The 21,964-nt window shown below is 64.6% G+C and carries 18 protein-coding genes and 1 pseudogene; 9 read left to right on the forward strand and 10 right to left on the reverse strand.

Annotated elements, in window-relative coordinates:
- Positions 1 to 25: 25 nt before the first annotated feature.
- A complete protein-coding gene (locus NX778_RS01735) occupies positions 26 to 511 on the reverse strand; it encodes an Lrp/AsnC family transcriptional regulator (RefSeq protein ID WP_258809957.1) in 486 nt (161 codons plus the stop codon).
- A 77-nt stretch (positions 512 to 588) separates the two neighbouring features.
- Between NX778_RS01735 and ilvB the strand changes: the two genes are divergently transcribed.
- A complete protein-coding gene (gene ilvB / locus NX778_RS01740; RefSeq protein WP_258809958.1) occupies positions 589 to 2,346 on the forward strand; it encodes a biosynthetic-type acetolactate synthase large subunit in 1,758 nt (585 codons plus the stop codon).
- On the opposite strand, the gene NX778_RS01745 is transcribed toward ilvB, so the two are convergent.
- Entirely contained in the window at positions 2,309 to 4,255 is a 1,947-nt protein-coding gene (locus tag NX778_RS01745; protein WP_258809959.1) for a GDSL-type esterase/lipase family protein, read from the reverse strand. The genes ilvB and NX778_RS01745 overlap by 38 nt on opposite strands.
- 286 nt (positions 4,256 to 4,541) lie before the next feature.
- Between NX778_RS01745 and NX778_RS01750 the strand changes: the two genes are divergently transcribed.
- Positions 4,542 to 5,468 carry a LysR family transcriptional regulator gene (locus NX778_RS01750; protein ID WP_258809960.1) on the forward strand — a complete coding sequence of 309 codons (927 nt, stop codon included), beginning with the start codon at positions 4,542 to 4,544 and terminating at the stop codon, positions 5,466 to 5,468.
- Here the strand turns inward: NX778_RS01750 and NX778_RS01755 are convergent.
- Entirely contained in the window at positions 5,465 to 6,208 is a 744-nt protein-coding gene (locus NX778_RS01755) for an SDR family oxidoreductase (protein WP_258809961.1), read from the reverse strand. The two genes, NX778_RS01750 and NX778_RS01755, sit on opposite strands and share 4 nt — an antisense overlap.
- Before the next feature lie 101 nt (positions 6,209 to 6,309).
- The gene (locus tag NX778_RS01760; RefSeq protein WP_258809962.1) at positions 6,310 to 7,041 is read right to left on the reverse strand and encodes an ABC transporter substrate-binding protein; all 732 of its coding nucleotides are present in this window, start codon (positions 7,039 to 7,041) and stop codon (positions 6,310 to 6,312) included.
- 247 nt (positions 7,042 to 7,288) lie between these two features.
- On the opposite strand from NX778_RS01760, the gene NX778_RS01765 reads away from it, so the two are divergent.
- Positions 7,289 to 10,231, forward strand: a complete 2,943-nt coding sequence (locus tag NX778_RS01765) for a TonB-dependent receptor domain-containing protein (protein WP_258809963.1) — start codon at positions 7,289 to 7,291, stop codon at positions 10,229 to 10,231.
- A gap of 14 nt (positions 10,232 to 10,245) precedes the next feature.
- A complete protein-coding gene (locus NX778_RS01770) occupies positions 10,246 to 11,319 on the forward strand; it encodes an alpha/beta hydrolase (RefSeq protein WP_258809964.1) in 1,074 nt (357 codons plus the stop codon).
- 120 nt (positions 11,320 to 11,439) lie between these two features.
- Here the strand turns inward: NX778_RS01770 and NX778_RS01775 are convergent, their stop codons facing one another.
- The 3 genes from NX778_RS01775 to NX778_RS01785 are packed head-to-tail and all read right to left on the reverse strand — an operon-like array spanning position 11,440 to position 14,365.
- Positions 11,440 to 11,955: a DUF3237 domain-containing protein gene (locus NX778_RS01775; protein WP_258809965.1), complete on the reverse strand. Its 516-nt coding sequence runs from the start codon at positions 11,953 to 11,955 to the stop codon at positions 11,440 to 11,442.
- Between the two features lie 11 nt (positions 11,956 to 11,966).
- Complete coding sequence (gene aroD / locus NX778_RS01780) at positions 11,967 to 12,743, reverse strand: type I 3-dehydroquinate dehydratase (RefSeq protein ID WP_258809966.1); 777 nt, start codon at positions 12,741 to 12,743, stop codon at positions 11,967 to 11,969.
- 2 nt (positions 12,744 to 12,745) lie between these two features.
- Positions 12,746 to 14,365 (reverse strand): carboxylesterase/lipase family protein, encoded by a 1,620-nt coding sequence (locus NX778_RS01785; protein WP_258809967.1) that lies wholly within the window; start codon positions 14,363 to 14,365, stop codon positions 12,746 to 12,748.
- Positions 14,366 to 14,493: 128 nt separating this feature from the next.
- On the opposite strand from NX778_RS01785, the gene NX778_RS01790 reads away from it, so the two are divergent.
- The 5 genes from NX778_RS01790 (at position 14,494) to NX778_RS01810 (ending at position 19,237) form a co-directional block, all read left to right on the forward strand.
- Positions 14,494 to 15,147: a TetR family transcriptional regulator gene (locus tag NX778_RS01790; protein ID WP_258809968.1), complete on the forward strand. Its 654-nt coding sequence runs from the start codon at positions 14,494 to 14,496 to the stop codon at positions 15,145 to 15,147.
- An 88-nt stretch (positions 15,148 to 15,235) separates the two neighbouring features.
- Positions 15,236 to 16,108, forward strand: coding sequence for a shikimate dehydrogenase (locus NX778_RS01795; RefSeq protein WP_258809969.1), 873 nt, complete (start codon positions 15,236 to 15,238; stop codon positions 16,106 to 16,108).
- Between the two features lie 17 nt (positions 16,109 to 16,125).
- Positions 16,126 to 17,013: a VOC family protein gene (locus NX778_RS01800; protein ID WP_258809970.1), complete on the forward strand. Its 888-nt coding sequence runs from the start codon at positions 16,126 to 16,128 to the stop codon at positions 17,011 to 17,013.
- Positions 17,003 to 17,887, forward strand: coding sequence for a sugar phosphate isomerase/epimerase family protein (locus NX778_RS01805; protein ID WP_258809971.1), 885 nt, complete (start codon positions 17,003 to 17,005; stop codon positions 17,885 to 17,887). Before NX778_RS01800 ends, NX778_RS01805 begins: the two co-directional genes overlap by 11 nt.
- A gap of 51 nt (positions 17,888 to 17,938) precedes the next feature.
- The gene (locus NX778_RS01810; protein WP_370661299.1) at positions 17,939 to 19,237 is read left to right on the forward strand and encodes an MFS transporter; all 1,299 of its coding nucleotides are present in this window, start codon (positions 17,939 to 17,941) and stop codon (positions 19,235 to 19,237) included.
- A gap of 6 nt (positions 19,238 to 19,243) precedes the next feature.
- On the opposite strand, the gene NX778_RS01815 is transcribed toward NX778_RS01810, so the two are convergent.
- The 3 genes and pseudogenes from NX778_RS01815 to NX778_RS01825 form a co-directional block, all read right to left on the reverse strand.
- Positions 19,244 to 20,032: a substrate-binding periplasmic protein gene (locus NX778_RS01815; protein ID WP_258809972.1), complete on the reverse strand. Its 789-nt coding sequence runs from the start codon at positions 20,030 to 20,032 to the stop codon at positions 19,244 to 19,246.
- A 71-nt stretch (positions 20,033 to 20,103) separates the two neighbouring features.
- A pseudogene (locus NX778_RS01820) lies at positions 20,104 to 20,884 on the reverse strand (hypothetical protein); the annotation flags it as partial.
- A 116-nt stretch (positions 20,885 to 21,000) separates the two neighbouring features.
- The gene (locus NX778_RS01825; RefSeq protein ID WP_258809973.1) at positions 21,001 to 21,909 is read right to left on the reverse strand and encodes a LysR family transcriptional regulator; all 909 of its coding nucleotides are present in this window, start codon (positions 21,907 to 21,909) and stop codon (positions 21,001 to 21,003) included.
- Between the last annotated feature and the right edge of the window lie 55 nt (positions 21,910 to 21,964).

Raw genomic sequence — 21,964 nt, forward strand, 5'->3', positions numbered from 1 at the left:
TTTGCCGACAGTAGCGATGGACGACTCAACTCGTGAGTGGGGTGTCTTCCTTCTTCAAGGTCCGCAGCACAAAGCTTGATTTGCTGTGGCGTATGCCGGGAATCTTGTAGAGCTTCTCGCGCAATAGCCGCTCATAGTCGCGCGTGTCTTTCACCGCGATCTTGATGAAGTAATCGTAGTCGCCCGAAATCAGGGATGCTTCCAGCACTTCGGGAATCGATTTTAGCGCTCGCCCGAATTCATCCAGCGTCTCTTCGCTATGGCTTTCCAGCGTCACCTGGACGATGACGGTGTCGTGGTAGCCGATCTTGGGTAGGTCGACTTTGATCGTATAGCCATCGATGGCGCCGGAGTCGGTCATCCGCTTGATCCGATTCCAGCAGGAGGTGGTGGAAAGGCCCACGGCCTTTCCAATCTCCTGTAGGGACGCGCGGGAATCCGCCAGCAGCAGGCGCAAGATCGCCAGGTCCTGCTTGTCGAAAGATTTTCCTTCAGTCGCTGGATTATCCATAAAATTTTCCGTATTGGCTGCGAATTTGCTTGAATTATGAAGCACTTTCACCGGCTTCGCCGTTAAAATTTTTTTCCATGGATGACTCGCTGAAAAATTTCGACCGCGACGTCCCGACAGACATCGTTCTGACCGGCGCGCAATTACTCTTGGCCACGTTGATCGATCATGGCGTCGACACGATCTTCGGCTATCCGGGCGGGGCAGTGCTGCCGCTGTACGATGCGCTGTACAAGGAGCCGCGTTTGCGCCACGTGCTGGTTCGGCATGAACAAGCCGCAGTACACGCTGCGGAAGGCTATGCGCGATCAACCGGCAAGCTTGGCGTGGTCTTCGTCACTTCCGGGCCAGGCGTTGCGAACACGACTTCGGGCCTGCTTGACGCGCTGTCCGATTCCGTTCCCGTTCTTTGCGTGAGCGGCCAGGTGGCTACCGCTTCAATCGGCACCAGCGCGTTTCAGGAATGCGACGCCTTGGGTATTTCACGCACGGTCACGAAATGGAACAGGCAGATCCGAACGGTCAGCGAAATTCCGCATGCGGTCAGTGAGGCTGTTTGGCAGGCTACCCAAGGCCGTCCCGGTCCGGTCCTGATCGACCTGCCCAAAGACGTACAGGCACAGATGACCGTCGAGCCTCACGCATGCCTGCGATCTCCAATCCAGGCGCCTCAAACAGCGACTGGCTCCGGCCTTCAAGAAGCCGCAAAGCTGATCGCGCGTTCGCAGCGCCCAATCTTTTACGGTGGAGGAGGGCTGATCAATTCAGGCGAACAGGCATGCGCAAAATTCGCTGAGCTGGTGCGTTGGAAGAACGCGCCTTGCACGCTGACGTTAATGGGACTCGGCGCATTTCCATCCGCCGCTCCGCAATGGCTCGGCATGTTGGGAATGCATGGAACGTTGGAGGCCAATCTCGCGATGCACGAGTCGGATTTGGTTATCTGCGTGGGCGCGCGTTTCGATGACCGCGTAACGGGAAAGCTCGAACATTTCTGTCCGCACGCGCGCATCATCCATGTCGATATCGATTCGACGCAAATTGGCCGGGTCGTTAAAACGGACGTGGCCCTGGTCGGTGATTGCGAGCCAATGTTGACGGCGCTGCAGAACGAGCTCCACCATTTAGAATCGGAACGCGTCCCGACGGATCAATGGTGGCAACGCATCGAGACGTGGCGCGCGGCGCAATGTCTGGAATTCGTTTCGCCATCGCCGCATATCGCGCCGCAGGGATTGATGAAGGCCCTCGCAGCGCAAATCTCTGGCAAGAACGCCATCGTTTCCACCGACGTGGGTCAGCATCAAATGTGGGCGGCACAGTACCTGCCGATCGACAGGCCGCGGCGTTGGCTGACGTCAGGAGGCGCGGGAACAATGGGCTACGGGCTTCCAGCCGCAATCGGAGCCCAGATCGCGCATCCGGATAAACTGGTGGTGTGTGTCAGCGGCGACGCTTCGATCCTGATGAATATCCAGGAGCTCGCCACCGCAGTCCAGCATCGCTGTCCGATCAAGCTGATCTTGTCGAACAACCGGTGCATGGGAATGGTGCGCCAATGGCAGGAGCTGCATCACGGCGGGCGTTACAGCCATAGCTATAGCGAGGCGCTGCCGGACTTTGTCGCGCTGGCGCAGGCATTCGGATGGGCTGCGCGCAGGGTCAGCAATGCTGATGAACTTGATGCCGCGATTGCTGAATGCCTTGCCGCACCCGGCCCATTCCTGCTCGACGTCGGCGTCGAGCAAACCGAAAACTGCTTTCCGATGATCCCCGCTGGCCGCGCGCACAACGAAATCATGTTGTCGAAAGATCGGTTTTACGAGCCGTCGTGATTGTATCGTCCTCCATGCGAGGAGGCTGGGCCAGGACCCACATGAAATAAAGCTCCTTCGCTGCCTTGGCGCGGGTCACGCCGGCCTTGGGTTCCAGGTCGCGGCCGTTGATCATGCGTCCGCGCGCGATTCCTTGCTCGGAACGGATCAGGCCCAGTTCATAGGCGTCCTTGACCTTGGCCGCGTACGCCGGCGCGATCGCAGCGGTGTCGCTCAGCTTCGTCCAGTCGACCAGCGGGTAGTACATGGCGCCTTTCGCCCCAGTGTCGAGATTCGGATCGTAGCCGGGCATGCCGGGCACGACGGATTTGCCGTTGTAGTCGGTCATGTACTTCGGCTTTTGCGAAAAATTGGTGTGATAAGCGTCCGCGACGATGGCGCCCATGACTTCGCGCGTCAGCGGACCGTCGGCGTAGCCAGCCAGCGCGCCGTCCGGCAATTGCATCAGCATGGCCAGCGCGGCGATGAATTCACGCGTCTGCATCGGCCGCTCCGGATTGAAATTCCCTTGCGCGTCCTTGTGCAAGGCGCCGAGCTGGATCAGCTTTTCGATCTGATTCCGGTAATACGCGCCGCTGCCGCTGCGGATGTCGTTGGCGATCTCCGGATAAATCGCGGACCAGTCATTTGCCGCAATCGCCGCCTTCACGTCGCTGCGCAATTCGCCCGCAAGCTCGCTGGCCACCGGATCGCCTTGTTTGGCGAGGCGCGCCAGTTCGGTGGCGACGATCCGCGCGAACTGCTTGGCGAGCGCTTCCTTGTAATGGGTGCCGTCGATCTTGTTGGCCGGATGGCCGTTCGCGTAGCTGCCATCGTTGGTCTTGCCCGGCGTTTCACCGGCTTCGAGCGACATCACCATCGCCGTCATCGCAGGGATGCCGGTCTGGTTATAAAACTCGACGCTGCGCGCATTCAGGTCGACCACCGTGATGCCAAGTTCGGCGCCGATTTTTTTCATCAGCTCCGGAAAGTGCCGCTTCTTGAACGAATTGGCATACGGTTCGCCGGCTTTCTGGTTGCCGTTCACGCGCGACATCGGCGTGACTAACACCGGGACCATGCCGCGCGCGCGAATCGCCGGCAGATAGACATTCCTGATCATCGACTCGTACATGGCCTCGGTGGCGCCGCGGCCGAAGCGACGCATTTCGTCCTCGCTTTCGTCGTTGTGCCCGAACTGCACCATGACGATATCGCCGGGGTAGCCGGCCAGCAGCAGGTCATTGAAGCGGCCTTCCGCATACGCATTGCGGAAAGAGCGGCCGCCGTTCGAATAGTTGACGACCCTGACTTTCTTCAGGTCGAACAGATTGTCGAACACCTGGCCCCATCCGCTCATCGGCGCTTCGTCGAAGGTATAGGATTTGACGGTCGAATCGCCGAGTGTGAATACGGTCGGCAGCACGCCTGAGGGCCGAGGCTGCGTCGGGATTGGCGTGATCGTGATTTCCGCGATGCCGACCGGCGTATTGATTTTGTTCGGCTCAACTTCGATATCGATGAACTGCTCGCCATTCACGTACCGATAGTTCAACTCGCGGCCTTGCACCACCATCGGCGACTTATTCGGCAGCAGGCCGGCGGCATCCCAGGTCACGTTTCCGGTGAGGCGACTGGTCTGCATGCCTGAAATGGAAACCGTGGCATCCGCCGCATCCGAAGTAGTACGGACCTTGATCGCGTACGCGCCTGGCGCTGCCTTGACCCGAAACGCCATGCCGAAATGGTTGTAGTTCAGGCTTTCGAAATTCTTCTCGGTCTCGAAAGCAGGTTCGCTGATCACGGCGCCGCTGGCTTCGCTACGGATGCCCGCCGTATGGACGGTACGCGCGGGCAGGGCGACGGTCTGGTTCACGAAACCGTAACCGCGTGCGTCGTCATACAGCGGCGCGCCATTCACCGTTGTCATCCCGTGCCTGGCTTGATTCGAGAAGTTGAATCCGAACGTACCTTCAGCGCAATGCGCGGCAGGCAGTGCAAGGAGGGAAGCGGCGGCGCAGCAGGTAAATACAATCGCTCGACGGTGAATGTTGATGTTCATTTGTGACTGGCCTTTCGCGGGAGGGGCGCCGAGGATGCTAGCAGTTCGAACGATTCACGACGGTCGATTTGCAAAAATCGGAATGGGGTTTGGTGGATTTTGAAATCGAAACGCAGCCAGCGGAGGGATTTCAATGCTGGGATAGAATGGCGGAATGCATGCCGAACTGAGAATTCATCTCGACGCTTTTGTGGCCTCCGCCGAGGAGTCCAGTTTCTCGGCCGGCGCGCGCAAACTGGGTTTGACGCCTGCAGCGGTCAGCAAGAGCGTGGCGAGGCTGGAGGCCGGATTGGGCGTGCGCCTTTTTCAGCGCAGCACGCGCAGCCTGAGCCTGACCGCAGAGGGCGAGCGCCTCTACCGTGAAGTGCGCCTTGCGTGGACCGAAATCAGCGAAGCTTTGACGGGATTGAAGCAGGGCGCGGGCAAGCCAGCAGGTACGCTCAAGGTCTCGATGGCGCTTGCCGTCGGCCGCAATTATTTTGTGCCGATGCTCGATGAATTCCTGCGGCGCTATCCGGATATCGTGCCCGACCTGTACTTCGACAACCGCCAGGTCGACCTGATCGCTGAAGGCTTCGACGTGGCCATCGGTGGCGGCATCGACCTGACCGAAGGGCTGATCGCGCGTGAGCTCGCACGCGTGCGCGTGGTCCTCGCCGCGTCGCCCGCTTACCTCGAACAGCACCCCAAGCCCAAGTCGCCCACGGACCTGTCGCGGCACCGCTGCCTGCTGCGCCGTTCGCTCAGCACCGGCCGCCTTGTGCCCTGGACGCTGCGTAACGATGCCGGCCGCGAGATCACCGCGAGCGTTCGGCCAGTCATGGTGCTCGATGACCCCGAAGCCATCGCGCGGGCGGCAGCGTGTGGGATGGGCGTGGCGATGCTGCCGATGCCGCACGCAGCGCCCCTTCTCGAATCCGGCGAATTGCAGCGTGTGCTGCCGGACTGGTACGCCGAGACCAAACCCCTGTCGATCTACTATTCGAGCCGAAAGCTGGTGCCGGCCAAGACCAAGGTCTTCGTCGACTACATCGTCGAAGCCTTCCGCGCCAGCGGACATGCCGCCCGCTTCTGGTCCTAGGCCGCGAAACCGCCATCGATCAGCAGGTCCGCCCCGGTCACGAACGCGGACTCCGGCCCGGCCAGGTAGGCCACCATGCCGGCAATCTCGTCGGCGCGTCCGTGGCGCGGGATCGCCATCAGCCCATGCAGCGCGGTGGCGAAATCACCGGACTCCGGGTTCATGTCGGTATCGACCGGCCCCGGGCTGACATTGTTGACCGTGATGCCCTTCGGACCGAGGTCGCGCGCCATGCCTTTGACCAGGCCGGTGAGGGCGGCCTTGCTCATCGCGTAGGCGGCGCCGCCCGCGAAGGGCACGCGTTGCGCGTTGGTGCTGCCGATATTGATGATGCGCCCGCCATCGCCCATGTGCGCGACAGCCGCTTTCGCCGCGACGAACACCGAGCGCACGTTCACCGCCACGGTCTGGTCGAAATCGTCCAGCGAGAACTGGTCGACAGGCCCCATTCGCAGCACGCCCGCGCTGTTGACCAGGATGTCGAGGCGGCCGAAGCGTTTGGCCACGCTGTCGATGGCTTGGGTGAGCGCGGCGGCGTCCGTGGCGTCTGCGTGGATGGCGAATGCTTCACCGCCGGCGGCGCGGATTTCTTCGGCCAGCGCGTGCGCCGCTTGCTCCGAGCTTTGATAACCGATGGCCACCGTGGCGCCATCCTGCGCCAGGCGTCGGGCGGTGGCGGCGCCGATGCCACGCGAACCGCCGTTGATGAATGCGACTTTGCCGTTCAGGGTGGTGCTCATGATGTTCTCCTCGATGCAGTGGGTGTTGGAGAACCCAGTATCGGCGCTGCGGGGTGTTAGCGGTAGTCAGCAATCTGCAGAAAGATTTTCAACCATCAGTATCAAATGGCGGGCGCGATCGAAGCCCCCTGGATACCGTGGCGCCGCAATGCCGCGGCGACGAAACCGCTCGCTTTCATGTGCTCGACAAACTGCGCCAGAAACGCGGCCGCTTCGCTGCCACGGCTCTTGGGCGTTCCCATCGCCTGCTGGATGACCATGAACCGTCCGTCGAGCAGGCGCAGGCCGCCGATGCGCCGCACATCCGCTTCCAGCTGTTGCTTGACTCCGGCCGCGACATCCGCGCGCTGTTCAAGGAAGATGTCCACCACGGTGGGCGAGGTTGGGGCGCGCAGGATCTGCGCATGCTTGAGCGAGCGGGTGAGGAACAGGTCGTAGGCGCTGCCCTTACCGACCACCACGCGGTGCGCGGCCCGGTCGACTTCTTCGTTGGCGCGGATCGGCGAAGCTTCCTTCACCAGGTAGCATCCCTCGATCAGCACATACGCGGCGCTGAAGGCGATGTTCGCGCCGCGTACCGGATCGATCGCGAAGAAGCCGATGTCCGCCTGCTCCGACGCGACCACGTCGACCGATTTGCCGGCCGCGTCCACCAGCACCAGTTCCAGCTCCGCCCCGAGCAGCCGGGCAAACTCGCCCGCCAGGTCGACTGAGACGCCGCGCACGCCGCCTTCGCTGTCGCGGCAGGCGAGGATCGGGTTGCCGAGGTTGATACATGCGCGCAGTTCGCCGGACGGTGTGAAGGCGGCGAGGACGGAGGAGGAGGGCGTCATATGTTCCTGTTCGGTGAGTCTCCATTTTGACCCCGGCCCGGCTCCGATGTGTTGTTCCTGCGACACGTCCAACGCATCTGTAAATAAACGGGTGACTTTTATACTAACTGGTTAGTACAATCAATCCAGAACTGCACCAGGTTAAGAATCTGTAACGGAAGAGCCCCGAAACAAATGGTTTTGAACTAACTAGTTAGTGTAGAGTGTGCTCATAATCAGAAGCAACCATAAAAATGGAGGAGGCAAAATGAAGCGCAAGAATGTCTGGATAGGTCTGTCGAAGCCGCTGGCATGCGGCACGGCGCTGGGATTGTCGGCGATGCTGGGCGCCCATGCGCAGGAAGCGCCGGTGCCAGCCCCGGCCGCGACCAGTGCCACGTCGGCCGAGCCGATCCAGTCCGTCGTCATCACCGGCTCGAAGATCGCGCGCCGCGACTATTCCTCGCCGAGCCCGATCGTGACCACGTCCAAGGACGTGCTGCAGGAGGGCGGGGCGGTCACGCTGGAGGCGGCGCTGAACCAGTTGCCGCAATTCACGCCGTCGGGTACCGATTCGACCGGCACCCAGGGCACCGGTGCGCGCGCGACGCTGGACCTGCGCGGCCTGGGCGATAACCGCAACCTGGTGCTGCTGGATGGCCGCCGGCTTCCGCTGTCCAGCGCCTTCGGCCAGGTCGACATCAACATCCTGCCGCCCGCCATCATCGACGGCGTCGAAACGATTACAGGCGGCGCCTCCGCGGTCTACGGGTCGGACGCGATGTCGGGCGTGGTCAACTTCAAGACCATGCGCAAGTTCGAAGGCGTGATGCTCGACGTCCAGTACGGCAATTCGCAAAAGCGCGACCTGGCCCGCAAGAGCCCGTCGCTTGCGGCCGGCGCCAGGTTCGCCGACGGCCGCGGCTATGCGCTGCTGTCGCTCAGCTATGATGAGCGCCAGGAACTGCGCGGCACCTCGCGTCCGTTCTTCGCTCTAGGCGTGCCGTCCAGCTATATCGGCACCAGCACCTATGTGCCGGCCGCCAGCAACCTGCCCTCGCAGGCCGCGATCAACAGCGTGTTCTCGTCCTACGGCATCACGGCCACGGTGCCGCGCACCAACAACCTCGGCTTCAACGACAACGGCAGCCTGTTCAGCCAGACCGGCGCGGTCAATTACAAGGGCCCCCTCAACGGCAACTACGTCCTCATCGGCGGCAACGTGCGCATGCCGGTGCTGCCGCAAAGCGACCTGCTGCACGCGCTGCGCCGCGAGAACCTGTTCAACAAGCTCGAATTCCGCTTCACGCCGGACGTGACCGGCTACACGCAGTTGCTGCACACTCACTCGGTGGCCAATACCAGCAGCGGCGGCAGCCTGACCCAGTTCGGCCTCGGCGCGAACACCACCGTGCCGCTGTCCAACCCGTTCATCCCGAATGACCTGCGCACCATCCTGGCCTCGCGTCCGGACCCGAACGCGCCCTTCCTGTGGAACACCCGCTTTGTCGGCATTCCAGCCAAGAACTGGGATGAAGGCTACACCACCGACCAGCTCATCGTTGGCGTGCGCGGCAATATCCCATACAAGGACTGGACCTTCGACGCCTACGTCGAGACCGACCGCTCGGTGCACGACCAGACCATGAACAACGCCGTGCTCAGCTCGCGCGTGCAGCAGCTGCTCAATGCGGCGGACGGCGGCCGTTCGGTGTGCGCCGGCGGCTTCAACCCCTTCGGCATCGCCAATTCGCTGAGCCTGTCGGATTCCTGCCGCAACTACCTGTCGACCTCGACGCTCAGCAAGGAAGAGCTGACCCAGCGCATGGCCGAAGCGTCGGTGCAGGGCACGCTGTTCGAGGCGCCGGCCGGCGACGTGCAGTTCTCGGCCTCGGCCAACTACCGCAAGAACACCTACAACTACCTGCCTGATTCCGAACTGGCGGCCCAGAACATCGAGGCCGTCATCGCGTCGCAGCGCTCGTCCGGCCAGACCGCGGTCAAGGAAGTGGCGGTGGAACTGCGCGTGCCGCTGCTCAAGGATGTACCGTTCGCACGCACCCTCGCACTGTCGCCTGGGGCGCGCCTGTCGGATTACGACATCTCGGGCGTGACCAAGACCCACAAGATCGAACTGGAATGGTCGCCGCTGAGCAATACCCTGGTACGCGGCGGCCTGCAGCATGCCATCCGCGCACCGAATATCGGCGAGCTGTTCAGCGCCGCGACCGGCGCCCAGGTCCAGTTCGGCAGCCCGCCGAACGGCGGCGAGCCCTGCGACGTGCGCACCACCGCGCGCAGCGGCGCCAACGCGGCGGCCATGCGCGCGCTGTGCATCGCGACCGGCGTCCCGGCGAACGTGGTCGACAGCTACACCTTCCCGACCGTCGCGACCTCGACCGTCAGCAGCGGCAACCGCGACCTGAAGCCGGAGACCGCCGACACCAAGACGCTTGGCCTCGTGCTCACGCCGCAGTTCGACAATCCGCTGTTCTCGCAAGTGTCGGCCTCGGTGGACGTGTACGACATCAAGATCAAGGACACGATCTCGGCGGTGCCGGCGGCATCGGCCTTGAACAAATGCTACAACCTGGACGGCAGCAATCCCTCGTATTCGCCGACCAATCCGTTCTGCCAGCTGATCTCGCGCGATGCCAACGGCCTGCTGACCCAGGTTGCGGCCCCGTACCTGAACCTGGGCTTGCTGAAAACTTCGGGCGTGGACGTGCAACTGGACTGGCACTTCAAGCTTGCCGCGCTCGGGTTGCCGGCGAACTGGGGCAGCTTCGGCGTGAACACGGGCGCCAACTTCCTCCACTCCTACCAGTCGCAAGCCCTGCCGGGCGATGCGATCCAGGAGTTCAAGGGCACGGTCAGTACCGTGGTCCGCCCGAGCTGGCAGGCCACCACGACCTTCCGTTACGAGCTCGGCGGCCTTTCGGCGATGCTGCGCTGGCGCCATCTGCCGGCGATGAAAGACATCACCTCCGTGACCCGTCCCGCGAGCCCGACCGCCGGCGTCGCCAAGTACGATATCGCCGACCTGACCTTGAACTATGCGGTGTCGAAGAACACCACGCTGCGCGGCGGCATCACCAACCTGTTCAACCGCGATCCTGCTTCGGTGCCGGGAAACCAGAACCTGACCGTGGCGTCGACCTATGACATCGTTGGCCGCGCGTTCTTCGTTGGCGTGCGCACCAAGTTCTGACCAAGGAGACAGAGATGGCTTTACGAATCAAACGCGGCGCCGCCGCGGTGATTTCGGCGCTGTTCGGCTTCGGGGCCTCAGCCGCGTTCGCGCAGGTCACCACCATCGATGCGGAAGGGACCGCCCACATCAATGGCGGGGCGATCCCGCTGTCGAGCATCCTCAGCCCTGAATCGCAGGCGATCGTCAAGCGCACCCGGCCGACGGAAGGGCCGGGCGCGGCCAAGCCGCCCGAGACCACCGACATGGTCGAACTGCGCGCCAGCATGAACAAGGCCCTGCAGCCGAATGTGGACCACATGCGCGCCTTGTATCCGGTCGATATCCAGGAGACCGAGATCGATGGCATCCAGGTCGCGATCATCACGCCCAAGGCGGGTGTCCCGGCGCGCAACAAGAACCGGGTGATGATCAATGCGCCCGGCGGCGGCTTCCGTACCGGCATCCGGGCCAACTCGCTGTTGATCAGCATCCCGGTGGCTGCCGTTGGCCAGTTTAAAGTGGTCAGCCTGCTGTACCGGCAGGGGCCGGAATATAAGTTCCCGGCCGCCACCGAGGATTTCACCAAGGTCTACAAGGCGATGCTCAAGCAGTACAGGCCAGCCAATATCGGCCTGGTGGGATGTTCGGCGGGCGGGGCGCTGGTGGCTGAGAGCGTGGCCTATTTCCAGAAAGCGGGGCTGCCGCGTCCGGGCGCGATCGGCCTGTACTGCGCGGGCGCCGGGGCGAAGTTCATGGAGGGCGATGCGCCGGTGTTCGCCGGACTGGCGACTGGCAACCTGCCGAAGAATCCTCCCGGCCCGAACTACCTGGACAGCGTCAACCTGGACGATCCGCTGGTGACGCCGGCGAGCGACCTGAACGTGCTGGCCAAGTTCCCGCCGACCTTATTTGCGACCGGCACGCGGGACTTTGCGATGAGCGCGGCGGCATATGGCCATCGCCGCCTGGTCAAGGCGGGCGTGGAATCGGATCTGCTGATTTACGATGGGCTTGGGCACGGGTTCATGACCAATCCGGACTATCCCGAGTCGCAGGATCTGTACGAGATCGCCGCCAAGTTCTACGACCGGCATCTGGGGCATTAAACCGACATCCCGGGTACCAGACCGGCATCTCGGGCATTAGAGAGAACGTCGTTACCGCTTCCGCGAGAACGACGTACTCTTTTTTGCTATTCGCCCGGTATTCCGGCGTGCGGCTGTTCGTCAGTTAATTTTGTAGACACGGATCGAAACCGCCTGGCGCGCAGGCATCAATGCTTGTAGCGTACCGACAAACACCAGCCGGTTCAGCCACCCATACTTGCCCTCCGGCGCGCTGATCTCCACCGTGGAGAACGCATAGCGGCGCCCACCGACTGGATCGTCGATCAACACCTTGTTGTGAATCGTGAGTATGACCCCGTCGTCGGTCTTCATCTCGTACAACGCGTCGAGCTGGCGCGCGCCATCCTTGCGCACCAGCTGGCGGTCGGCGCCGCCGGGCAGTACGGTGCCGCGCAGGCCGGGGCCTTCGAAGGTGCCGCCGGTGATCGGCACCAGGCGGCGCACGCCCAGCGGCGAATCGCCGACCGTTACCATCGGGCCGATGTCGACCACGGCTTCGTAGACCAATTCCGACCGGGGCGCATCCGGCGCTGGCGCGGCGCGCCCTGGTCCGGATAATACTGCCGCCAGGGCGGGCAGGCCGGCCAGCAGTTTGCGGCGTGATAGATCAGGCATGTCGTCTCCTTTCATCCGGCCGCGCCAAGCGCCGCCATCGTGCTGCGCAGTACGCCAACGGGGATCTGTCCGGGAGCCGATACGCGGTGCCCGACACCAAAGGTCACGCTCGAACCGTACTGCCATCCACAGGTGCGGCTGAGCGCACCCATCGCTCCCATCGACATGGTGATGACCGGGATTTGCAGGGCCGTGTGGGCTTGCAGCGTGGCCTCCAGCAGGCGCAGCACGTCGGAAGGGTCGCGCGGCATGACCGCCAGCTTGGCGATGTCCGCGCCTTCGCGTTCCGCCCGCGCCAGCGTTTCCAGCATGTCGACCGAGGCCGGCGTGCGATCGAAATCATGGCAGGACACGATCAACGCCACGCCATGCGCCTGCGATACGGCACGCACGCGGCGGCGGTGATGCTCGGACTGGCTAAGCTCGTAGTCCACGAAATCGACGTCGCCGCTGGCACAGATCGCGGCATACAGTTCGACGACGCTGTCCTCGTCCATCGCGAGCGGCTCGCCGCCCTCGTGGCTGGCGCGGCGCGTGAAGATGAGCGGCACGCTGCCGGCCAGTTGGCGCAACTGGCTGGCGGCGGCCAGCACTTGCCGCTGGTCGGCGATGGCGTCGAAGAAGTCCGCGCGCCACTCGATCAGGTCCGGCGACTGCGGCAGGATGGAGGCCAGCTCGGCCAGCAGCGCCCTGGTGCTGCGCCCGACCAGCGGCGTACACACGAGGGCGCGGCCGTTGCCGCCGAGGCGGCGGCCGCAAAATTCCAGTGGTTTCGGCGTGCTTGTCATCTTCAGTCCCTGGTCAGCCGCGGGATCGCGGCGCCGGCCGGTACGAAGTGCGCCGGCACGTTTTGAAATTCGAGCTGGGCGCTGTTTTCGCGTTCGACCCCGACCTGGTTGCCGAAGTCCACGTAGCGCGGTTCGGCGGCGCGCCATGCCGGCCACTGCGTCGCTGGCGTGGCCGGGTTGCCGGTGCGGGCAAAGGCAAGCAGGCTGTCCATCATGCGCGCCGACAGCGCGCGGTCCGGTTCACCCCAGATGCGGGTCGGCCGGAACAGGTTGAGCGCATCCTGGGTCTGGAACCAGTAGGGCACGTCCGAGGTGTGATAGGCGCCGGTTGGCGAATCGAAGGGCTTGGCGGCGGGGTTGAACGGCTGCACCCGCGAGAACAGGAACATGTAGAAGGGCGTCTTGCCGGTGGCATTGTGGGCGCGGCCCAGCGCGTAAGTGGCCTTTTCCATCATCGCGTGGCGCGCCGACAGACGGCCCATGGCAGCGGCCTCCTCATCGGTGCTGGCCGGGTACAGCTGCAGGAAGCGTTCGCCGTTGTCGCCGTACACCTGGCGCGCCTTGTCGCGATAGTCCACCAGCGTGTGCACGAGGCGCAGCGGGCTGGGACTGATGTCGTCGGCGGTGAAGCCGGCCACGGTCGGCACGTCGTTCTGCTTGCCGGCCGCATAGATGGCGGGCACGCTGGCAGGCAGGAAGTAGCCGTCGACATTGGGCTTGACGGTGACCGAGCCCGATTCGCCGAACTGGAAGTCGCGCTGGACTACGAAAATGCGGTCGGCCGGCAGCTGGCGCATCTCGTCCAGCGATTTCGCGCCGACCGCCCCTTGCACTTGCAGGCCGGTCTGCTCGGATTCGGCCAGCGAGGGCGCATCGTTCAGGGCAGGGCCGCTCTGGATGAAGGCGCGCTGGAACAGGCCTTTCGCCAGCGGGCTCGCGGTCAGCGCCAGCACCGAGGCGCCGCCGGCGGACTGGCCGCTGATCGTGACCTTGGCCGGATCGCCGCCAAAGCGCGCGATATTCCGCTGGATCCACTGTAGCGCCACCACCTGGTCGAGGAAGCCGTAGTTGCCCGAGGCATGATGAGGCGACTCGGCGGTGAGTTCCGGATGCGCCATGAAACCGAGGATGCCGAGCCGGTAGTTGAAGTTGACGAACACAGCGCCGCGCGCCGCCACGCTGGCGCCGCCGTACAGCGCCATGCCGCTGGAGCCGACCGTGAAGCCGCCGCCATGGATGAACACCACCACCGGCAGCTTCGCGCCCGGGTGTGCGTTGCGCGGTGCCCACACATTCATGTACAGGCAGTCTTCGCTGGTCGCTTCCTCGCCGAAGTAGTGGTTGATGTCCTTGCGCCGCAGCAGCTGGATGCATTCGGGGCCGGTGCGGTCGGCGTGCCAGACGCCATCCCAATGCGGCGCCGGCTGCGGTTCGCGCCAGCGCAGTTCGCGCACCGGGGGCGCCGCGTAGGGAATGCCGAGGTAGGCCTGAACCCCGGAAGCGAGCTGCTTGCCCTCGATGCGGCCGCTGTCGATGGTGGTGGAAGGGGCGGCCGCGGCGGCGCAGCCGGCCGCGCCAACGAATGCCAGGCCAAGTACTGCCTGTTGCAGGTTCTTGTTCATGGATCGGTCTCCTGTTGTCTCCTGATGGACACAGTCGAGTATATCGTACTAACTGGTTAGTGCAATAATCGCCAGCGAAGAAATTTTGATTGAGCCACGGCATGGCCCGATCGTTTAGAATTGACTTTATGACTACCAAAGCACGCAAACCAAAAGCCGCGATCGCCAAAGCGGAGGAAGACGGCACCCGGGACAAAATCCTGAATGTCGCGATCCAGGAGTTCTCCCGGTACGGCCTGAGCGGCGCGCGCATCGATGCCATCGCGGCCGAAAGCGGCGCCAACAAGGGCATGATCTACTACTACTTCGGCGGCAAGGACGACCTGTACGTGGCCGCGCTGGAGGAGAGTTACCGCCGCTTCCGCCAGATCGAGAGCGAATTCCACATCGACGACCTGCCGCCCGTGCCGGCCCTGCGCCGCCTGGTCAGCGCTACCTTCGACTACCACGCCGTGCACCCGGAGTTCATCCGCATGGTGATGAGCGAGAACATCAACCAGGGCGAGTACATCCGCAAGATCCCCGAGCTGCAGGCGATCAACCGGCCGGCCATCGGTCTGCTCGACAACCTGTGCCAGCGCGGCATTGCCGAAGGCGTGTTTCGCGCCGACCTCGATCCGGTCGACCTGCACATGTCGATCAGCGCGCTGTCGTTCTACAACGTCTCGAACCGCTACACCTTCAGCTATATCTTCGACCGCGACCTCGCCAGCAAGAAAGTGCACGAGGCGCGGCGCGAATCCGTCATCGACATGATCCTGCGCTACGTGCGCGCTCCCTGAACAAGCTCGCCGGCCACAACATGGGCCTGATTTCTGTTGCGACTAACTAAATAGTTAGTATATGATGGGCTCAATAAGGAGTTTCATCATGCCACTGACGAGCAAACGACGAATCCTGCTGGGCCTGATCGGCGCCGGCATCCAGCGCTCCCTCACTCCCGCCATGCACGAGCGGGAGGGCGACCAGCAGGGGCTGCGCTGCCTGTACCAGATCATCGACCTCGACCGCCTCGGCCTCGGCCTCGACGGGCTTCCCGGGCTGCTCGACGCGGCCGAGGCGATGGGCTTCGCCGGCCTGAACATCACCTATCCTGCCAAGCAGGCCGTGATCCCGCTGCTGGATGAACTGTGCGAGGACGCGCGCGCGATCGGCGCGGTGAACACGGTGGTGTTCAAGGACGGCAAGCGGATCGGCCACAACACCGACTGGTGGGGCTATGCCGAAGGCTTTCGGCGCAGCCTGCCGGGCGTCGCGCTGGGTCACGTGGTCCAGCTGGGCGCGGGCGGGGCCGGGGCCGCGACCGCGCATGCCGCGCTCGCGATGGGCGTGCGGCGGCTCGACCTGTTCGATGCCGATCCGGCGCGCGCCGCCGTGCTGGCCGCCGCGCTGTGCGAGCGCTTCGGCGCCGGCCGAGCCGCGGCGCCGGGCGACCTGGGCGCCGCGATGGCGTCCAGCGATGGCCTGATCCACGCGACGCCCACTGGCATGGCCAAGCATCCGGGCCTGCCGCTGCCGGCGCACATGCTGCGCCCTACGCACTGGGTCAGCGAGATCGTCTATTTCCCGATCCAGACCGCGCTGCTGCAGCAAGCCGCGCGCATCGGCTGCCGCGTGTCCACCGGCGGCGGCATGGCGGTGTTCCAGGCCGTGAAAGCCTTCGAGCTATTCACCGGCATCAGCCCGGACGCGGAACGGATGCAGCAGCATTTCCAGGACCTGCAGCAGGCCGCAGGCGAATGAGAGCAGCAGGAGGAGACATGAAGACACGGGAAAACAATCCGGAACCCAGCAATCCGCTTGGCCTCGACGGCATCGAGTTCATCGAATACATCACGGCGGAACCGCTGGCGCTGGGCGGCGTCCTTGAGCAGATGGGCTTTGTGCAGGTCGGGCGGCACCGTTCGCGCGAAGTGCTGCTGTTTCGCCAGGGCGGCATGAACGTGGTGGTCAACGCCGATCCCGGCGCGCGCTCCGGCGTGCAGGACGAACCGGGCGGGACCTCGCTGTCGGCGATCGCATTCCGGGTGCGTGACGCGGCGCTGGCCTACGAGCAGGCGCTGGCGCGCGGCGCGTGGGCGATCCCGACCCGCGCCGGCGCGATGGAACTGAACATCCCGGGCGTCTACGGTCCCGGTGGCGCGGTGCTCTATTTTGTCGACCGCTGCCAGGACTTCTCGATCTACGACGTCGACTTCAAGCCCGCCGCCGCGACGGACGTGGCGCCGGCGGCCATCGCCGGCCTGCACTTCTTCGGCGTGGTGCAGTCGATCGGCGCCGGCCGCAGCGCGGAGTGGGTCGACTTCTACCAGCACCTGATGAATTTCCGCGTGCTGCCGGAAGAGACCCGCTTCGGCATTCTGCCCAAGGGGACGCTGCTGCAAAGCCCGTGCGAGGACTTCTACCTGCAGCTGGTCGAACCGCCGCCGGGCAGCGAGGATGTGCACTGGGACGAGGAGCTGATCCGGATCGGCTTCGGCACGCCGGACGTGGGCGCGGCGGTGCGTGCGCTGGAGCAGCGCGGCGTGGCCTTCGTCGACCGCGAGCCGGTCAAGCCGAACGGGAAGGGCGCGCTGACCCAGCTGTTCAAGGGCGGCGTGAGCTTCGAGCTGGTGCACGACACGCTGGAGGCGCGCCATGCAGCTTAGCCAGTTTGGCATGGACACGATCACGCTCGCGGGCGATCTTGGCGCCAAGCTGGAAGCCTCGCGCGCGGCCGGCTTCACCCAGCTGATGCTGTGGGCGAAGGACATGGTCAATTTTCCGGGCGGTGTCGAGGCGGCTGCGAAGCTGGTGCGCGCGAGCGGCATCCGCGTCACCGGCATCCAGGTGATGCGCGACTACGAGGGCCTGGAAGGCACGCTGCACGACTATAAGGTCGACATGGCCAAGAGCATGCTGCAGATCTGCCATGCGGTCGGCGCGCCGCTGCTGATGGTGTGCTCGTCCACCTCGAAGCACGCCAGCGCGGATACCGGCAAGATCGCGGACGACCTTGCCAAGCTGGCCAACCTGGCGGTGCCGCTCAAGGTGCGGGTCGGCTTCGAGGCCCTGTCCTGGGGCCGAAACATCAGCGAATGCCGCCAAGCATGGGAGGTGGTGGCGCTGGCCGACCATGCCAACCTGGGTGTCGTTGTCGACTCCTATCATATGCTGGCCAACCGCTCGCCCTTCGACACCATTGACGAGATCCCGTGGAACAAGATCGCGATGGTGCAGCTGTCCGACTTCATGTGGCGCGAAATCCGCTCGTCCGAAGAGCGGCTGGAAACGGCGCGCCACCTGCGCGTGTTCCCGGGCGAAGGCGAGCACTCGCGCGAATTGGCGGACCTGGTGCGGCGCCTGCACTTCGGCGGCTACCGCGGCGACTACAGCTTCGAAGTATTCAATGACGACTACCTGCAGATGCCGCCCGCGATGGTCGCGCAGCGCGCGCGCAACTCGGCGCGCTGGGTGGCCGACCAGGTCTTGCGGCGGGGCCGGGCGCACGCTAAGGTGAAGGACGAAGTGGCGGCACACTGAGCATCCCGTCGAAGGATGCGCCGCACACCGGTAGAAAAAGACGGAGACATTATGGAAGTGGATAGCGGATCGGCTGCGCTGCGCGCAGCCGCGCCGGCCGGGAAGATGGCGGCCAAGGGCAAGCTGCGCTGGGCGATGCTGGCGCTGGTGTTCGGCGCCACCACCCTGAACTACATCGACCGCGCCGCGCTGGGCATCATGCAGCCGGTGCTGGCCAGGGCGATGCAGTGGACGGCGCAGGACTACGCCAACATCAATTTCTGGTTCCAGGTCGGCTACGCGATCGGCTATGCGCTGCAGGGCCGGCTGATGGACAGCCTCGGCGTGCGGCGCGGCTTCGCGCTGGCGGTGCTGGTCTGGAGCCTGGCCGCCGCGGCCCACGGTTTCGCGGCCGGCGTGGCCGGGTTCATGGTGTGCCGCTTCGTGCTGGGCTTCGCCGAAGCCGGCAACTACCCCGGCTGCGTGAAGACCACGCGGCTGTGGTTCCCGGTGTCGGAGCGCGCGCTGGCGGTGGGTATCTTCAACGCCGGCACCAATGTCGGCGCCATGCTCACGCCGATCATGATCCCCTTCATCCTCGCAGTGTGGGGCTGGCAGCCGGTGTTCTTCGTCATTGGCGCGCTCGGCATTGCCTGGCTGGCCGCGTGGTGGAAGCACTACCACGACCCGGACGCGCACCCGCGCATGAGCGCCGGCGAACTGGCCCACATCCGCAGCACCGTGGAGCCGGCGGCGGCACGCGTGCCGTACCGCCAGGTGCTGCGCATGCGCGCCCTGTGGACCTTCGCGATCGGCCACATGCTGACGGCGCCGGTATTCTGGTTCTACCTGTACTGGCTGCCGCCCTACCTGAACCAGCAGTTCCATCTTGGGATCAGCGTCGCCGAACTGGGCGCGCCCCTGATCGTGATCTACCTGATGGCCGATGTCGGCAGCATCATTGGCGGCGCGCTGTCGTCCTTCATGGTCAAGCGCGGCATGGATGCGGTCCGTGCGCGGCTGCTGTCGATGCTGCTGTGCGCGCTGTGCCTGCTGCCGGTGGTGTTCGTCTCGTCCGCCAGCGGCGTGTGGCTGGCGACCGCCTACATCTCGATCGCGATCGCCGCGCACCAGGCATGGACGGCGAACATCTGGAGCCTGGCGATCGACATGACGCCGAAGGAGGCGGTGGCCTCGGTGTTCGGGCTGGGCGGCATGTGCTCGGCGATCGGCGGCATGTTCATGACCCAGCTCGTGGGCTGGGTGCTGACCCGCAGCGGCAATAACTACACGCTGCTGTTCACCATGATCCCGGCGGCTTATTTCATCGCCCTGGCCTGGATGTTTGCGATGTACCCGCGCCGGAGCTGACGAGGATTACAACGCGCGCGTTCCCGCGGCCACCAGCTCGGCGGGATAGTATTGACGGTAGGCGTTGAGCAGCGCGTGGTTGCGGTTCGCGGCCAGGATAGCCTTTTCAAGGATGGCCTGGTCGGCTTGCGACAAGCGCCGCGACAGGTACATCCCGCCGAGATGCCAGGGCAGCTCCCCGAGCGGCTCGATCCGGAGCCTGGTCGTGATGTCGCTGACCCGCTTGTCGACGACCGCCGCGCCATACAGTGCGCTCGCCGGCATGATGGTCGCGTCGACCATTTTTGCCTTGAGCATGCGCGCGATTTCCAGCGGGTCCTTTTCGAGGAAGAGCCTGTGCTGCCGGCTCAGTTGCTCGACCGCGTTCTGGTACGCGGGGCCGTAGTCGAAGCCGCGCACCACGGCTACGCGCAGGCCTGGAGTGGCGATCAGTTCGGCCAGCGAGTGGATCGCAGGGCGGCTGCCGTTCAGCGACACCATCACGGCGCGGCTTTGCACGAGAGGGATGAAACGGCCGGACTGGTCACGTTTTTCCGACCGCGTCGCCGCCAAAATCACGTCCGCTCCGCCATTCTCGAACATGAATTCGAGGCGCGCCCGCGGAACCGGATGCATGCGAAGCTCGCAGCCGGCGCTGGCCGCGACCTGCTCGATGAAGTTCACGAAGACGCCGCTGGCCTTGTCGCCGTCAAGGATGATCGAGAAGCCGAGGGGAGCGAGCGGCACTTCCAGCGGACGCGAACAGCCTGCACGCGCTGCTGGCGAAGCCGCCGACAGGAGCAGAACGGTCAACAAGGGCAAAATCGTCCGCATGGTGCACGAAGGTGTCGAGGTTGTTTGCAATATGCGATCAATCGTTGCGCAGGTCAAGCGTTGGCGTGATTGTGCAGGCAAGCGGCCAGGTAGGGCGCGGTGCGGCTGCCTGTGTACGCCGCGACCTTGTCAGGTGGTCCGGTTGCCACCACGCTGCCGCCGGCCTCGCCCGCGCCGGTCCAGTTGCGCCACCAGGCGGTCGGTGTCGAGCGGATGCAGGCCGGTGGTTGGCTCGTCCAGTACGTACAGCGCGCCGCCGCGTGTCGCGCGCTGCAGTTCGGTGGCGAGCTTGATGCGCTGCGCCTCGCCGCCCGACAGCTCGTCCAGCACGTAGACCACGCCGAACAGGCTTGATCGCACCGCGGTCGCCAGGCGCAGGCGCTGCAGCTCGCCCGGCGCCAAGGTCGGCGTGCTTCGTTCCAGCGCGAGATAGCCCAGGCCGAGCGCCAGCATCGTCTCCAGCCGCGCGCACAGGTCGGCGGCGATGCGGCGCGTGACGATGAGCTGCTCTGCGGGTTTGTCCTTTGGCGAAGGCTTGCTGCCGTCCGCGTAGGGCTTCAGCAGGCGCGCAAGGCATTCGAGCGGAAGCCGCGAAAGCGTCATGATGTCCATGCCGGCGAAGGTGACCGACAGCGCTTCGCGGGCCGGCGGCCAGGCGGCGACGGCGCGTTCGCGGATGGTCAGGCTGTCGTCGGGGACCATCGAGGCCTCGGTCGCTTCGTAAACCCGTCCAAGACCGGAGCACTGCGGACACGCCCCTTCGGCCGTATTCGGCGAAAACGATTCGGCGTACAGGAGCGCCTGGCCGGGCGGATAGTCGCCGGGGCGTGGGTGGGGGCAGTCTGGTTCCTGCTTGCGGTGCATCGGCGCTCCGTGCGGTCGGGTCGGATCGCGCTATTTGAACGCATCGGGCCGCCGCTTGCCGTAGCTGCCGCACCCAGCCCGGTTCGCTAGTGCTTGCGCGTCCCGTACATACGGCACTCTGCCGCCAGAGCCAGCAGGTTGGGGTCGCGTTCGCGCGAGCGCAACAGCAGCAGCGTGATCGCCTGTTGCGAGCTGTAGCGCGCATCCAGTGGAATCAGGTCGATGCGTCCGCTGAACCCGGCCACGCGCCCCGGCAACAGGCTGTAGCCCATGCCGCTGCCGACCAGGTTCATCAGCGAAAAGATGTCGCCGACCCGCATGATGGTCTCGGGCACGTAGCCGGCCTGTTCGAACGCATGGTCGAAACTGGCCGAAGTGACGAAACCGCCGGCCAGGGTAATGAATTTTTCGCTGCGCAGCTCGCGCAGGTCGACATGCTCACGCCCGGCGTAGGGCGAGCCGAGCGGCGCCGCCAGCCGCACCTCGTCCTGGAACAGGGGGACGGCAAGCAGCTGCGGGTCATCGAGCGGCGCCTGCAAGCCGACCACGATGGCGTCCAGCCGGCCTTCCTTCAGGCTGAGCAGTAACTCCTGGTTCGAGCCCAGCACCAGGTCGATCTGCAGCTCGGGACGGCGCAGTTTCACGCCCATGATCAGCTGCGGAATGCAGCCCAAGGTCAGCGAATACAGCGAGCCGATCTTCATCTTGGCGCTGCCCACGCCGGCCATCTCGCGCGCCTTGCGGATGCCTTCCTCGGTTTCCTCGACCGCGCGCTGGGCGTGCTTGGCGAAGACGAAGGCGGCCGGCAGCGCGGCCAGGCTGCGGCCCTCGCGCCGGAACAGGGGACAGTGCAATCCTTCCTCCAGCGTGTGCAGGGCGCGGTGCACGCTGACCGTGCTCTGGCCCAGCTCCTCCGCCACCTTGGTCAGGTTGTGCAGGCGCATGAAGGCCAGGAAGACCTGCAGCTTTTTCAGCGTGATTTCTTCATTGATCATGAGGTCAATTATTAACTTGAGAGTAAAGAAACGCAAATCATGTTGATTGAATCGC

This window comes from Massilia terrae, from assembly GCF_024753145.1.
GTDB classification, from domain to species: domain Bacteria; phylum Pseudomonadota; class Gammaproteobacteria; order Burkholderiales; family Burkholderiaceae_D; genus Telluria; species Telluria terrae.